The 16,377-nt window shown below is 42.7% G+C and carries 9 protein-coding genes; 3 read left to right on the forward strand and 6 right to left on the reverse strand.

Going from position 1 to position 16,377, the window contains the following annotated elements; translation table 11 throughout:
* Positions 1-112: 112 nt before the first annotated feature.
* Positions 113-1,441: a UDP-N-acetylmuramoyl-tripeptide--D-alanyl-D-alanine ligase gene (murF, locus tag WC615_RS03575; protein ID WP_372976768.1), complete on the reverse strand. Its 1,329-nt coding sequence runs from the start codon at positions 1,439-1,441 to the stop codon at positions 113-115.
* Positions 1,442-1,463: 22 nt separating this feature from the next.
* Positions 1,464-3,605: a DNA helicase RecQ gene (recQ, locus tag WC615_RS03580; RefSeq protein ID WP_372976769.1), complete on the reverse strand. Its 2,142-nt coding sequence runs from the start codon at positions 3,603-3,605 to the stop codon at positions 1,464-1,466.
* Between the two features lie 97 nt (positions 3,606-3,702).
* Here recQ and WC615_RS03585 point away from each other — a divergent pair, with 97 nt between their 5' ends.
* Positions 3,703-6,204, forward strand: coding sequence for a M14 metallopeptidase family protein (locus WC615_RS03585; protein ID WP_372976770.1), 2,502 nt, complete (start codon positions 3,703-3,705; stop codon positions 6,202-6,204).
* A gap of 130 nt (positions 6,205-6,334) precedes the next feature.
* Here the strand turns inward: WC615_RS03585 and WC615_RS03590 are convergent, their stop codons facing one another.
* From WC615_RS03590 to WC615_RS03605, 4 genes are all read right to left on the reverse strand, one after another.
* Positions 6,335-8,779 (reverse strand): TonB-dependent receptor domain-containing protein, encoded by a 2,445-nt coding sequence (locus WC615_RS03590; protein ID WP_372976771.1) that lies wholly within the window; start codon positions 8,777-8,779, stop codon positions 6,335-6,337.
* A 227-nt stretch (positions 8,780-9,006) separates the two neighbouring features.
* Entirely contained in the window at positions 9,007-9,219 is a 213-nt protein-coding gene (locus WC615_RS03595; protein ID WP_372976772.1) for a hypothetical protein, read from the reverse strand.
* Positions 9,219-10,892: a PspC domain-containing protein gene (locus WC615_RS03600; protein ID WP_372976773.1), complete on the reverse strand. Its 1,674-nt coding sequence runs from the start codon at positions 10,890-10,892 to the stop codon at positions 9,219-9,221. The genes WC615_RS03595 and WC615_RS03600 overlap by 1 nt, the downstream gene beginning before the upstream one ends.
* A gap of 23 nt (positions 10,893-10,915) precedes the next feature.
* The gene (locus WC615_RS03605; protein ID WP_372976774.1) at positions 10,916-11,251 is read right to left on the reverse strand and encodes a PadR family transcriptional regulator; all 336 of its coding nucleotides are present in this window, start codon (positions 11,249-11,251) and stop codon (positions 10,916-10,918) included.
* A 185-nt stretch (positions 11,252-11,436) separates the two neighbouring features.
* On the opposite strand from WC615_RS03605, the gene WC615_RS03610 reads away from it, so the two are divergent.
* Together WC615_RS03610 and WC615_RS03615 are read left to right on the forward strand one after the other, a co-directional pair.
* On the forward strand, positions 11,437-14,547 hold the full coding sequence (locus tag WC615_RS03610) for a SusC/RagA family TonB-linked outer membrane protein (protein WP_372976775.1): 3,111 nt from the start codon (positions 11,437-11,439) through the stop codon (positions 14,545-14,547).
* A 19-nt stretch (positions 14,548-14,566) separates the two neighbouring features.
* The gene (locus tag WC615_RS03615; RefSeq protein WP_372976776.1) at positions 14,567-16,357 is read left to right on the forward strand and encodes a SusD/RagB family nutrient-binding outer membrane lipoprotein; all 1,791 of its coding nucleotides are present in this window, start codon (positions 14,567-14,569) and stop codon (positions 16,355-16,357) included.
* The last annotated feature ends 20 nt before the right edge of the window (positions 16,358-16,377 follow it).

Raw genomic sequence — 16,377 nt, forward strand, 5'->3', positions numbered from 1 at the left:
TTTTATTGAGATACTGACACGATTTTGTCAGTAATAACTATTTGAATATCAACATGTTCCATTTGTATCGCTTGTTCCATTTTAAAATGGAACAGAACAAACAAATACTATTTTAAAATAACTCTACCAACCGCTCCAGCGCCATGCCCCTCGATCCTTTGATCAGGATAGTGGCATTGGTTATCGGGTTTGTTTTTAGCCCGATGATAGCATCTTCGGCGGTCATGTAAAATGTGGTGTTGATTAAATTGGTATTATCTACTTCGGTTTGCTGGCTGGAAAAATCCTTTCCGATAAAGATCCGTTCATCCACATTGGCGCTCAGGGCTTTTTCAATAACCGCCGTATGCTCCACAGCCGATTCTGCCCCCATCTCGAACATATCGCCCAGTATCATCACTTTATGGCCGGCCTGCACTTTATCCATATTGTCAATAGCTACAAACATGCTGCTGGGGTTGGCGTTGTAAAAATCGCAGATAAGCGTGTTGGTTGCGGTTTTGGTGATCTGCGAGCGGTTATTTTTTGGTTGATAGCCCTCAATACCCTGGTTTACCTCGTCAGAATCCAATCCGAAAAAGCAGCCGATGCATGTCGCCGCCAGTATATTATCCAGGTTGTAAGAACCCGTAAGCTGCGACCTTACGTTGTGTGATAAACTTTTCTTGTCGTGCCATTTAAAAGTGAGGAACGGTGAGTTATCCAGCAGCCGGCCACTAACCAGATTGTCGGCGTTGCCATTTTTGCCGTAATAAACCACATTGTTTAATCCCCGGGCTTTTTGCATTTCCAGTAAGGTTTTATCATCACTGTTTATAAAGGCAATCCTGTTTTCCAACATCAGGTAATCATACAATTCGCCCTTGCCTTTCTTCACACCCTCAACCCCGCCAAAACCTTCTAAATGTGCTTTGCCCACATTGGTAATAAGGCCATGGGTAGGCTGTGCAATGGTGCAAAGCAGCGCAATTTCTTTCTGATGATTGGCGCCCATTTCTATCACCGCCATTTGGTGCGAGCTATTGATAGTTAGGATAGTAAGCGGTACGCCAATATGGTTATTGAGGTTGCCCTGCGTGGCCAGTGTTTTAAATTTTTGCGATAATACAGCGTTGATCAGTTCTTTGGTTGTGGTTTTCCCATTTGTGCCGGTAAGGCCTATAACAGGGATATTTAGTTGGCTGCGGTGATGCGCGGCCAGGTTTTGTAAAGCGGTTAGCACATCATCAACCAATAAAAACTTTTCGCCTGTTGCATATTCCGGGTTATCGACAATTGAGTAAGCCGCACCCGCTTCAAGTGCTTTTTGGGCGAAAGTGTTGGCGTCAAATTTATCGCCTTTAAGGGCAAAAAACAGGCTGCCCGGTGTAATTTTACGGGTATCTGTACTGATAACAGGGTGCTGCAGGTATAGTTGGTATAGTTGGTTTATGCTTGTCATGATTCAATTCTGTTATTTAAAATTACGCTTCCTTATTCATCCACGCAATAACGGCTTTTATTTCGCCGTAGGTATAGGCATCGCCCAAAACCTCTTTTAATGGCGACAACATTTCGCTGCCATAGCTTTCAACCGCGTTTTTTATGGCCGGTATCTTAGCTTCATTAACAAATTCATGCACATCCAGTTCGCCGGTTTGTACAAAACGGCTTAAATGGCCTTCAATAGTAGTGGGCGAAAGGCCGCGCTCGTTAGCTATTTCGGGAACGGTTTTACCTTGCTTATACAGGTCGAAAGTAACCTTAAATGTATCCGAGATCTTGCTTGTTTTTGATTTCGATTTGCGCTCGCGTTTAACCGATTTTTGAGTAATGCGCGATGTAAGGCCTTTTTCAACGCTGTAAGCATTAATAACAGCCAGAAACTCGCGCCCGTATTTGGCCAGTTTTACATCGCCGAAGCCGGATATCAGCCTTAGTTCGTCCATTTTTTGCGGCAGGTAGGTAGCAATTTCCAGCAAGGTAGCGTCTGATAGTATGATGTATGCCGGCAGGTTTTCACCCATGGCTATCTCCTGCCGTTTTGCTCGCAGATCGGCCAGTAGTTCAGTCTCGTAGCTTAATGCTTCCTCTTCATGCTCGCTAATAACTTCTGATGCTATCAGCTCAACCTTTAAATCGCCTCTTAAAACAGCTTCGCTTTTTGGGGTAAGTTGTATGGCCGAGTAACCATCTTCGCTGATGCGTAAAAAGCCCTGTGCAATCAGTTCGCGCAGGTAGCGCTGCCAGTCGGCCTTGCTGATGTCTGCACCGGCACCGTATGTTTTAAGTGCTTTATGGTCGGCCCAGATCTTTTCACTTTTCGACCCGCGAAGAAAATCAATTATATAATTGGCGCCAAAGCGTTCCTTTACCCTTGCTACTGCAGATAGTGCCTTTTGGGCGATAAGCGTACCATCAAACTTGACGAACTCGCTCAGGCAAAAGTCGCACGATCCGCAATTATCCGGAAAGGGCTCGTCGAAATAATGCATTAAAAACTGGCGGCGGCAGGCGTGTAGCTGGCAGTAATTCACCATGTCGTCCAGCTTTTTCAGCATAATGGCGCTTTGTTCCCGGTTGTTCTCAACCGTGGCAAAGCTGCGTAGTTTTATCGCATCGCCGGGCGAATAGAGCAGCAAGGCATCAGATGCCAAACCATCCCTACCGGCACGACCGGTTTCCTGGTAATAGCCCTCAATGTTTTTGGGCAGGTCCATATGCACCACGTAGCGCACGTTACTTTTATTGATACCCATACCAAAGGCAATGGTTGCCACCATTATTTTCACTTCATCTTTTAAAAAAGCTTCCTGATTGCGGGCTTTTACCTCGTTGGTGAGGCCTGCATGGTAGGCTTCGGCGGCGTAGCCTTCATCCTTCAGGTCGGCGGCTAATGATTCGGTTGACTTCCTCGATAAGCAATAAATAATACCCGAATCCTCTTTACGAGCATCCAAAAAGTTCAACAACTGATTAAAACTGTTCTTTTTTGGATTGACACGATATGTAATGTTCTCGCGGTTAAAAGATGAGATAAAAACCGCGGGTTGATGCAGGTTTAGTTTCTCCAGTATGTCTTTTTGGGTGAGCTTATCGGCAGTAGCGGTAAGAGCTATTACCGGCACCCCGGGGAATTCTTTTTTTAATCCGGCCAGCATCAGATACTCGGGCCTAAAATCATGGCCCCATTGCGATATACAGTGCGCCTCGTCAATGGCTATCTGCACCACATTCAGCGTATGCAAAAAGGCCATCATTTTATTATCGCCGCCAAATAAACGCTCGGGGGCTAAATACAACAGGCGGATCTCGTTATTACGCAGTTGCAGGGCAATATCGCGCTGCTCATCGGGGTTTTGGCTTGAATTTAGAAAAACCGCCGGGATGCCGCTCAGGTTAAGGCTATCAACCTGGTCTTTCATTAGTGCAATAAGCGGCGATATCACAATGGTTAGCCCATCCAGCAGTACGGCGGGTAGTTGGTAGCAAAGCGATTTACCGCCGCCGGTAGGCATCAGCACCAGTGTATCCTGTTTGTTTAAAACATTGCTGATGATGGCCTCCTGCGAGAGCCTGAACTGCGAGTAACCGAAATATTTTTGAAGGGCTTGTATGGATGTCATGCGATAAATGCAAAAGTGCAGATTTGAATTAATAGCCTGATGGTGAAACCTCAAAAAAATATATTTAGATTAGCGTTACTGATCTAATTACTAACGTATGTTAAAAAAGCTACTCTTTATATTGTTAACTGTTTTTGGCTGCACTACTGTTTTTGCGCAGCAAATCCAATCGCCGGCCGAGTTTTTAGGCTATAAACTTGGCGAAAAATTCACCCCGCATTATAGGGTGGTAGATTATTTTAGATATGTTGCCAAAACCGCAACCAATGTAGATCTAAAGCAATTTGGCACCACCAATGAGGGCCGCCCGTTGCTGGCCATGTTCATCGCATCGCCCGAAAACATTAAACGGCTGGAAGAGATACGGCATAATAACCTGCGCCTTGCAGGGGTAGAAAGCGGTACAGCAACAACAAACACACCTGTTATTACCTGGCTAAGCTATAACGTGCATGGTAACGAGCCGTCATCAAGCGAGGCTGCTATGTGGACATTATTTGACCTGGTTGACCCAGCTAACACCAAAGCTGCCGAATGGCTCAGGAATAGCGTTGTGGTGATAGACCCATGCCTTAACCCGGACGGGCGCGACCGTTACACCAACTTTTATAACTCGGTGCGCGGTATGATGCCGGATGCCAGCCCAACCTCGCGCGAGCATATGGAACCATGGCCGGGCGGGCGTGTAAATCATTACTATTTCGATCTTAACCGCGATTGGGCATGGCAGGCACAAAAAGAGACACAGGCGCGCGTGGCTTTGTTTAATCAATGGTTGCCCGAGGTTCATGTCGATTTTCATGAGCAGGGGTACAATAATCCATACTACTTTGCCCCGGCTGCTGAGCCTTATCACAAGGATATTACCCAATGGCAGCGCGATTTCCAGGTGACGATTGGTAAAAACAATGCTAAATATTTTGACCAAAACGGTTGGATGTATTTCACCAAGCAGGAGTTTGATTTACTGTACCCATCGTATGGAGATACTTACCCGTTATACAATGGCTCTATCGGGATGACGTATGAACAGGGGGGGATAAGCGCGGGCCTGGCCGTAGTTACCCGTAGCGGTGATACGCTTACCTTAGCGCAACGTGTTTCTCACCATCATACAACAAGTTTAAGCACGGTAGAAATTGTATCGGCTAACGCCCAAAAGGTTGTTGATGAATTTAAGAAGTTTTTTGATAACAGCCGCCAAAACCCGCCGGGCATTTATAAAACCTACGTTATTAAAAATGATAATAACGAAAAGGTGAACGAGCTGGCCAAAATGCTTACCCGCAACGGCATACAATTTGGGTATGGTTTGGCCAATAAATCGGTTACCGGGTATAATTATTTTACAGGGACAACAGATCAGTATAATGTTGATGCGAATGACCTTGTGGTAAACGCCTATCAGCCAAAATCGGTATTGCTGCATGTATTGCTGGAACCCAAAACCTTTATTCCCGACTCAAATACTTATGATATTACCGCATGGGCGCTGCCTTATGCCTATGGGTTAAAGGCTTACGGGATAAAAGAGTCATTTAAGCCTGCAACAACCAGTTGGGGCGTTATAAAGCCCGCGCCCCTTACCAATACCAGGGCTTACGCCTACGTATCGGCATGGCAATCTATAGCAGATGTTAAATTCCTTTCGGCCTTGCTGAAAAAGAAAATAAAGGTGCGCTATTCAGAAACGCCATTTGAGGCCGGAGGCAAAAAGTTTACAGCCGGCTCGTTATTAGTTACCCGCGCAGGTAATGAAAGGATTGATTTTGACCGTGTAGTTAGCCAGATAGCTGCCGATCTTGGCCATGAAATTACACCGCTGTCATCGGGCTTTGTAGATAAGGGATCGGATATTGGATCGTATGACGTGAAGTATATTAAAGAACCGCGTGTTGCGTTGGTTAGCGGTGATGGCATCAACTCGGAAGCAATGGGCGAGGTATGGCACCTTTTTGAACAGCAGATAGGTTACCCCATTAGCCTGATCCGCTATCAGGATATTAACCGTATAAAACTGGCCGATTTTGATGTGGTTATAATGCCCGACGGCAGGTATAACGATCTGTCGTCAGACAACCTGCAATCATGGGTGCGCGATGGGGGCAAGCTGATAGCGTTAGAAAACGCGGTTGCTGCCCTGGTTGACAAAAAAGGCTTCGAAATAAAAAAGAAAGAAGCTAAAAAAGACGATAAGGCAGATGCCAAAACAAAAACTGCGGTAAAAATTTATGCCGACCGTAACCGCGATGCTATCCGGTCCAGCATTCCAGGTGCTATTTTTAAACTGGACATGGATAATACCCATCCTTTGGGTTTTGGTTTCCCTAACTATTACTACTCGTTAAAATTAAGCGACGATATTTATGAAATGCTTGGCGAAGACAACTGGAATGTGGGTACCATTGCCAAGAATGGCTATGTAGCAGGTTTCGCGGGTTTCCAATCTAAACAAAAAATAAATAACGGTATGCTGCTTGGTGTGCAATCGCTTGGCCGCGGCTCGGTTGTTTACCTGGTTGATGATCCGCTTTTCCGTAGTTTTTGGGAGAATGGTAAGTTGCTGTTTAGTAACGCTGTATTTATGGTAGGGCAATAAGAAGAGAAACAGGATTTTTAGAGTCAGGAGTCAAGACAGAAAATAAACTTTGTTATACAAAAGCCCCTTTAGGAATAAAGGGGCTTTGTGTTTTCTTGTCTTAACTCTTATGTCTTGATTCTTAAATCTGTTATCCCCCGCTTTTCACCCGGCCTTTTTCATCTTCGGCGCCGGTTTGGTGCTGGCGGGCTTTTATTTTGCTGTTACCAAAGTTATAGGTAAAGGTTATACGGGCAATGCGTGTTTCGTTTTTCTGTACCAGGTTAAGCTGGGTATCTGAATAGTTGGTGCTTACCCTGCTTTTGCGGGTGTTAAATATATCGCTTACAGCAAGCTTAAGGTTCATTTTTTTCTGGTAGAAAGAATGGCTTACCCCTGCATCAATTGCATACTGAGATTTCATTTTAAAGATGCTGTAACTTTGTGCCGACTGATAGTTGGCTGTAAGCTCAAATTTATATCCCGGTACTATAAATGTTTGTGTGGCGCGGCCCTGGAAAGCGAACTGACCGTTATTTAGCATCTGCCCCAAAAGCGCTGCCGATTTAAAGCTTTGGTAAAAGCCATCTACATTAAGGTTTCCTGTCCACCATTTGGTAATAGTATAAGGCGTATTGATGTTGATGTTGTAGTTATCCCGTGTTTGCAGGTTTTCGGTAGTCTGGAAGGTTGCTTTCCTCACGGTATCGGTATATAAAACATCTACGCTTGCATCTGTAGTGCGGCTGTATCCCAGTGTAACATTAAGGGTTTTATTATAAGTGTAGGCTAATTCAAAGGTATTTGTGTACTGTGGTTTCAGGAAAGGGTTGCCTTTTTCGTAAGTGTACTGGTCAAGATAGTAAGTAAAGGGGTTAAGGTTATCATAGCTTGGGCGGTCTATCCTACGGCTGTAGTTGATCCCCAGTTCGTGTTTGTCGGACAGGGTTTGATTGATAAATACACTCGGGAAGAAATCCAGGTATGAACGGTGAACAACCTGGCTGTTGGTGATCAAATTGCCGGTAGATATGGTGTTCTCGGCACGTAACCCTGCCTGTATAGTTGTTTTTTTAAATGTTTGGCCCAGGTTTATGTAAGCCGCGTTCACTTTTTCATCATACACAAAACGGTTAGTGCGCGATACATCGTTCACAAACACGCCACCTTGTTCAATTTCGGCGCGCAGGTCATTATCCGTTTTTACCGAACTTGCTTTTACACCCGTTTCCAGTTTCAGGCTTTTGCTGAGCGGATAAGTGTAATCGGCCTTTGCGGTATAGATACTGATGGTTGATGGCGTTTGGTTGCGTAAAAAAATTGGGGGGTGCTGTGTACTGCCATCCGGAAAGAATAAGTAAGTGTCATAGTTGGCGAATGAGTTGTTATTAAACTTAGAATAATCCAGATCGATGCTCAGTTCCTGTCCGGTAGTATCTATTACCAGCTTATCATTAAGGTTAACCGCTATATTACGGTAGGTTTGTTTAATGCCCGATAGGGTGTTCTGGAACGAATCGATACCCATAGGCTGCGAACCAATGTTTGTTCTGCTGGTGTTGTTGTTTACCTCGTTGGTATAATCGCCGCTTACTACAAAGCCCAGCGTGTTTTTGGCCGATGTGTTATAATCGGCACCTACGCGGTAGTTATTATAATGTACGGGTTTTTTCATCAACGTGCTTTGGGTAAAGTACCGTGTTGTTGGGCCGCTTACAACAGACCTGTTTATATCCAGCACATTCTCGCGGGTAATATCGCCGTGGGTTAACGTACCAAACAAATTAAGGTTGCCGGTTTTGTGGTTAAGTGTAAGGCTTGTGTTATCCCTAAAGTTTTTGCCATAGCCGCCACCCGTGGTTAAACTGCCGTTTGTGCCGCTTTGCTTATTCTTTTTTAGTTTTATGTTGATGATACCCGAGTTGCCGGAAGCATCGTACTTTGAAGAAGGATTGGTTATCACCTCGATAGACTGGATAGTGCTACCATCTGTAGACCGTAATAAAGCTGCCAGTTGTGCCGATGAAAGATAAGTAAGCTTATCATTTATCATTACGGTTACGCCCTGTTTACCTTTCAGGGTAATGTTATCATCTTTATCGATGGTAACACCGGGTGCACGTTCCAGAATTTCTAAAGCGTTGTTGCCCGCCGCAAGTACGCTGTTTTCCACATTCATTACAGTACGGTCAAACTTGCGTTCAATAAGCGGTTTAGCCGCGGTAATGGTAACCCCCTGCAGGTTACGGCTGCTTTGCTGCATTTTTATAACCGGCGCGCTGATAACCTCATTGTCAACTTCAAGTATAGTGCTAAAGGTTGGTTGGTAGCCTACGGTTGTAGCTTTGATGATGTAGCGACCGGCAATAAGGTTATCAAACCGGTATTTGCCGGCATCGTTGGTAAGCGTGCTTTTAACTACCGAGGAATCTTTGCCCCTTAGCAGCGTTACTGTGGCGTAGTCCATTGGCTTTGCCTGTTCGTTTTGCAACTGCCCGGATATGCCGGCTGTTGGTTTGGTTCCCTGTGCGCTAACTGTGGCAGGGCCTATTAATAGGAATATTATATATAGTAGTTTAGTGATGTGCGTTTTCATGATGTAAAAATTTAGGCAATAAAAGTCCGGCAAGGGCTTACCCCTTGTTTTTTTGAAATGGCATTAAAAATTTGTTTAGTTGCGGCGGCTAATTGCGCTGTCTATATTATATATAGTGTAGATGTTTGCATAGGTACAGGGTTTATGTGGTATGCCGGCACAGGCAGGCATGTAATTGCTTTTTTATAGTAAGATGTTAAAAGGGGGCTTTAGGTTACAGATTATTTTCAATTTGTAAGCTCGGGAAAAAATATTTTGGCAAGTTCCTGATAGATAAAGAAATGTGTTCGCTCTGTTTTAGGCTGAGATTGTTCAATAGTCGGCGCAATGGCTTTGGAGCTAACCTGATCCATGTTTTTTTGTAACCTGTTGGCATTATAAAATGGTAATATAAGCCCGCTGAATAGCAGCAGGCTTATATACTTTATAATAGGTTTCATTATTCTCCGTTGTTTGCCCTTGCAACACTATCTGCAATTGCTTTTTGTTTGGCTGTTTGCGGTATTACCAGGGTATCAACCTTACATTGCAGCCCGTTATCGGTCATGATGAATTTGGCAGATGATTCGCCTTCTTTTTTATTATCGCGTTTGCAATCATAAACGCTCACACCTCTTACAAAGCGATCTATCTGATCATCAATTACCACTTTAGCGTTTAAAGGTATTTTTAAAGTTAGATGTAACTCTTGCGCACGCCATAACCTGTTGATCTGTTTTTCGAACCTGCGGTTAAATTTCAATACATTGCCCTGCTGTTCAAAATGGTAAGTTGTACCGCGTGCATTAAATAAGGCATCGTCATAATCAGAACCGCGCGCACTGAACGATTCTACCAGTACCGGTTGTGCTACATCGCTTTTCTCGATATACAGATCGATGTTTTTGTCGGGCATATCCATGTTATTGTCCTCGTCGTCGTCTAATATAACGCGGCCCCTAAAATCGTCTTTAACTTTTAAACGGATGCTGTCCTCGGCAGTAAGGTATTTAATATCATTAAGCTTTAAGTAATAAGTGCTATCGGCACTGGGCTTGATATTTATGGTTTGGCTAAAGCTGGCGCCCGATTTAAAATCGGCAGATGTTTTGGCGGTATAATATACAACCACACTTAATGCAACAACCCAAACCATTAATAAGGCCGAACCTGCGGTACGGTTAATTACATTACCCTTGAATACATAATTTATTATAGCCAGGATAATAGCCAGCAACGGTATTATAAGCATTAATAATGAGCATATAATAAATATGTTATTTACCTGCTGGTTAACTATGTTAAACGGAAAGATGCGGTATATATTCATATTGTGGTTGCCATAAAAGAATGCGGATATGGTTATTACAATAAGAAATATGATACCGGCAAAGCAGCTTGCAAGTATGGCTATCGCAACAAGTTTACCCAGCATTTTACCAGCGCCTCCTACAAAGCTGCCGATGTGCCCAAAAAGGTCACCTGCAAAATCGCGGGTTTTATATACAAGTGGGCGAGCCTCGTTATGGAAGTTATGAAGGTTGCCTTTTACGGTGTTCAGTTCCTCCTCAAAATTGTTTTTGAAGCCCTGCAGGTCCAGTTTCTGGCCTTTCATGGCCATACGATCAGCACGGGTAACGGCCTTTGGTACAACTATCCATAATATAATATATAATATAAAGCCCGTGCCGGCAAAGGCTATAGCAATGGCAAACAGTAAACGTACCCACACCGGGTTAAAATCAAAGTAATTGGCAATGCCTGAGCACACACCTGCAACGAGGTGGTCGTCCGGGTCGCGGAAAAGGCGGCGAGGCTCTGTACCGTAGGTAAATGCCTGCTGTGCATGTGGTTTTGCACCTTCTTCAACGGTTTCAAAATCTTCAACCGAGCCCATTTGCTCAACAACTGTTTTAACATCCTGTAAAACAACAACCTGTTTGCCCTCTTTAAGCAGTATTTCGTTAAACATCTCGGCTATGCGGTTCTCTATATCCGTTGTGATCTCCAGGCTATCAGCCGAGTTGAGGAAATGGCGCTGTACATCGGTCATGTAGCTTTTAAGTATCTCGTAAGCATCCTCTTCTATATGAAAAACGATGCCGTTTATATTTATGATGATAGTTTTATTCATGATTGGGTGATAATTAGTGGTTTTTAATTGTTTCTGTCGCCAATTGCGGTTTGTACGGCAAATGCCAGTTCCTGCCAGGTGCCATCAAGCTGCTCAAGCACTTTGCGGCCTTCGTCGCTCAGTACATAATACTTTCGCGGCGGGCCCGATGTCGACTCCACCCAGTTGTATGAGAGCAGGCCATTATTTTTTAAGCGGGTTAATAAAGGGTATAACGTACCCTCAACTACAAGCAGACGGGCCTTTTTTAGCTCAGCTATAATATCTGAAGCATATATCTCGCCCTTTGCTATAATGGAAAGTATGCAGTACTCCAGTATGCCTTTCCTCATTTGGGTTTGTGTATTTTCAACAATCATAATACAAAGATATATGTTTTGGAATGTATTATGCAATACATAGTACTATATTTTTTATTTTATTTTGATTTTTAGAATTTATTTTATGAAAATTCATCTTTTTTTACTTTTTAATTTGATTTATTGATAACGTAACACTACTTTTATGACTAATTAACTATTAACTGATCTTATTATTAACAAACATGAAAAAACTTCTACTAGTAAGTTTGTGTTTCCTGATGTTATGCATAACACAGGTATTTGCACAAAATCGTACAATTACTGGTACAGTTACTTCAAAGGATGATGGCTTGCCATTACCAGGAGTAAGTGTTACAGTGTCTGGAACTTCAATTGGTACCCAAACCAATGCTTCCGGAAAATTCAGTCTAAGCGTGCCTGCATCGGCAAAATCATTAAGCTTCTCATTTATCGGGTTCCAGAAACAGGAATCGGTTATTTCTGCAAGCGGTGTTGTAAACCTGTCATTAGAATCCAGCTCCAGCCAATTAGGTGAAGTGGTTGTTGCGGCTGCGGGTTTGCAGGTGCAGAAAAGTACACAAGGTTATGCTACTACCCAGCTTAAAAGCCAGGCTATTACACAAGGTAAAACCCCAAGTGTTGCAGCAGCATTATCTGGTAAAGTTGCAGGTTTGCAGGTTAACGTTGTAAGCAGCGGTGTTAACCCACAGGTACGTATCGTACTACGTGGTAACCGTTCATTACTTGGTAACAACCAGGCTTTAGTAGTTTTGGATAACATTATTGTTCCAAATGCTGTACTTACCAACTTAAACCCTGAAGATATCGAAGATATCCAGGTGTTAAACGGTTCATCAGGTGCTGCACTTTATGGTTCTGATGCATCAAACGGTGCGTTATTGATCACAACCAAAAAAGGTAAAAAAGGACAAACCGCTATCCGTTTCTCAAATACTACAAGCTGGGAGCAGGTTAGTTACTTCCCTAAAGTTCAGAACAAATTTGGTTCTGGTTCTAACAATGATATCCAGGCTTACATTCCTTACGAGAACCAACAATACGGTCCTGCGTTTGATGGTGTAATGAGGCCTGTAGGTAGGGTGTTAGAGAATGGCGATCAGCAAATGTTGCCATACGCTGCTACCAATTCTAAAAATGATTTCTGGAATACTGGTGTAATGAACCAATCTGACTTCACCTTAACTTCAGGTGATGATAAATCAACTGTTTATTTATCTGGCCAGTACGTAACACAAAATGGTACTACTCCTGGTGATAAATATAACAGGGTATCATTACGTTTAAATGGTACACGTGATCTTGGTAACAAAGTAAGTATTGATTACGGTGCTAACTACGTTCAAAACCGTTATGATATTACTTCGGCTACAGGTACAATTTATGACAACTTGTTAAACCAGCCGGATAACATCCGTATTACAGATTATAAAGATTGGCAAAATAATGAGTTTGCTAACCCTAATGGTTTTTATAACGACTATTATAACAACCCATACTATACCGCAGCTAATAGCCGTCAAAAAACCAGAAATGATTATTTGATTGGTAGGTTAGAGCTGAAATGGAGGCCGATTGATGAGTTAACGTTCACTGGTCGTGTGGGTATCTCTACTTACAACACTTCATACAAAACGTATTCAAATAAATTTGTTTTCACGCCATACACTTTAGCTAGTGGTAAATTCAATGGTAAAAGCAATGTTGCTGGCGGTGTTGAAGATGGTAGCTCATATACTACCCAGTTATTATCCGAATTCCAGGGTACTTATGCTAAAACCTACGGCGACTTTAAGGTGTCATTTACCGCAGGTGGTCAATTACGTGGAAATAATGATAATGCGCAAACTATTAATGCAACAGGTTTGATTCAGCGCGATCTGTTTAACGTAGCGCAACGTTATACCCCAACCCCAGACGGTGGACAAAGCTCTGCTGTTAGAAGGCAGGTTGGTGTGTATGGTGATTTAAGGGTAACTTACAAAGATTACTTAACATTAGAAGGTACCGGCCGTAACGACTGGACTTCAGTTTTAGCGGTAGCAAACCGTTCATTCTTCTACCCTTCATTAAGTGCATCATTTGTACCTACTCAGGCTTTCGAGTCATTAAAAAACAATCGTATATTAAGCAGCTTAAAGATCCGTGCTTCGGTATCTAAAGTAGGTCAGGCTAACATTGGCGCTTATGCTAACGTACCTACTTACAGCCAGGCTGCTGGTTATCCATTCAGCACAGGCCCTGGTTACAGGGTCAGCGGTCAGTTAGTATCTCCAAGCCTTCGCCCAGAGATCACCAAAGGTTTTGAAGGTGGTTTCGACGCGTTATTCCTTGATGAGCGTATCAGCGCGAATGTTACCTACTACAGAACAAATACTACTGACCAAACAGTACCTACAGGTTTATCTAACGCTACCGGTTATACACAATTCTTAACCAATACAGGTAACGTTAAAAACGAAGGTATCGAGACAGTGTTAAGCTTTATCCCATTGAAAACATCAAACGGATGGCAGTTAACATTAGGTGGTAACTATACTTACAATGATAACAAGGTTACAGAAATAAGCGCCGACCTTAAACAATTAGCTTTAAGCTCTGGTGCACAGGCACAAGCGTATGCTATCACCGGATATTCTTATCCAATGTTACAAGGTTCAGATTACCAACGCGATCCACAAGGCCGTGTAGTTATCGACAAAACAACAGGTTACCCTATTGCTAACCCAAATCAAACTATTTTAGGCAATACTAACCCTAAACACCGTTTGGGCTTAAACTTCGAGGTTAAATACAAAAACTTAAGGTTATTTGCTTTAGCTGAGTACCGTGGTGGTTTTGTTGTATACAACAGCGGCGCGGGTACTTATGATTTCTCTGGTTCAGGTATCAGAACTGCATACTACAACCGTGAGCGTTTCGTATTCCCTAACTCATCATATTATGATGCAGCTACAGATTCATACATCGCAAACACAAATATCACAGTAGCTGATGGTGGTGCAGGTTTCTTTGCTGATAACAACCGTAACATGAACATTGCTACCAACTACATTTACAGTGGTGCATCATGGAAAATACGTGAGGTATCATTAACCTACGATTTACCTAAATCAGTACTTGCAGGTCAAAAATATGTTAAAGGTGTAAGCATTAGTGCACAAGGCCGTAACTTATTCTTATGGGTTCCTAAATCGAACTTGTACACTGACCCAGAGTTTAACTTTACCGACGGTAACGCAATCGGTATCCAATCGTTAAGCCAAACGCCTCCAACCCGTTACTACGGCGCTACCTTAACAGTAACATTATAATTTTTTTAACAGAAAAAAGATGAAAAGGATAAAAATATTTAGTATGATACTTATGGGGGGCTGTTTAATTGCGGCAACTTCATGTAAAAAGTATCTGGATGTTAATAACAATCCAAACTCACCAACAGATGTAACCCCGGACTTGATTTTGCCTGCGGCTGTAGCGCAAACCGCTGCTACAAACGTAACCTTTAACAGCTATGCTGCATGGGCAGGTGGTTATCAGGCTAACGCAGGTGGTTACGGTGGTTTCGGGTCTGTTTTAACTTACAACTATTCAACCAGCGATAACAATGGTTTATGGTCTCAAAGTTTTAACAACCTTAACGATTACCAAACTATTATAAACAAAACCGATGCTACAGGCCCATATAAAAATTATAATGCCATAGCTAAGATCATGAAAGCGTTTTGCTACTTACGCTTAATTGATGTTTATAATGATGTTCCATACTCTGAAGCATTAAAGGGCTTAGGTAATCTTAACCCCAAATATGATAAAGCAGAGGATGTTTACCGCGGTTTATTTAAAGAGATCAATGAAGCTATCGCTTCTTTAGCTCTTCCAAATGATCCACAAGTAACAATCAAAACAGCAACAAGCCCTAACAGCCAAAGGATAGACATCGTTTATGCCGGTGGTGAAGGTGATGCAGCTAACTTTACAAACTTTGAAGCTTCAACAGGTTTCCCATCTGCAAGATGGACCCAGTTTGCAAATACGCTGAAATTAAAAATGCTTGTTCGTACCCGCGAAGTACCAACTTTTAGCGCAACTTTCAACGAGGAGAAAACTAAATTGGCTGGTGCTACTTTTGTTACTTATGATGTAAAAGTACAACCAGGGTATGCCGCACAAAGTGGTAAACAAAACCCACATTGGAACTCTTATGCATGGGATGCTGCCGGTAACGTTCAACAGTTAACAACCCTGCCAACATTTTATGCATACGGTTTTTATGATGGTACTAAAATTGAAGATGATATCAGAGGATATGGTAAAGCAAATGCACCTGTTGTAACATACAAAGATTATGATACAGGTAACCAATTAGGTGTACAAAACCAGTTTGTGGCACTATCACCCAATGGTACTCCTTGGTTTACAGGTTCAGGTAGCTCAACTTCGGGTTCAGGCCTTGGTGTTTTAAAAGGACCAACCATGTCTCAGCCATTAATGCTTGCTGCAGAAAGCTATTTCTTACAGGCAGAAGCAAGCTTATTTGGTATTATTGCTCCTGGTAGTGATGAAACTTACTTTAACTTAGGTATACAAGCTTCAGACAGGTATTTATACACCAAACAAGATGAAAGCATTGATGCATCACGTGTTGCTGGCACATCTGCAGGTGCTCCGGCTGGCCCGGGTGGCACACCGCCAGCAGTGAAAATGAGTGATTTTTATTATTATCAGCATGAAGGTAACAACGCGAATAACTACTTAGTAGTTTACGGTTTGCCGAAACAACCAGAGTCGGTTAACCCGAATGATAAGTATAATACAGATGCTATTCAGCGTAAGCTTGAGGCTATTGTTACTCAGAAATGGATTTCGGTTAATTACATCCACAGCAATGAGGGATGGTCAGATTACAGAAGAACAGGGTACCCTGTAACAGGTGCGCAATTTGCTCCTCAAGGTGCTCACCTTGAGTATTATAACTTTGCTTCTACGCAATCTACATCAACTCGTCTTGATAAATTACCAGTTAGGGTTTTATATCCACAGTCGGAGTATGCACTTAACCCAACTAATGTACCGCAGGGAATCAACGCGTTTACATCACGAGTGTTTTACGATTTAAATTAACATCCCATTTAAATTAAACA

Origin of the sequence: Mucilaginibacter sp. (assembly GCF_041663085.1) — a bacterium.
Lineage (GTDB): Bacteria > Bacteroidota > Bacteroidia > Sphingobacteriales > Sphingobacteriaceae > Mucilaginibacter.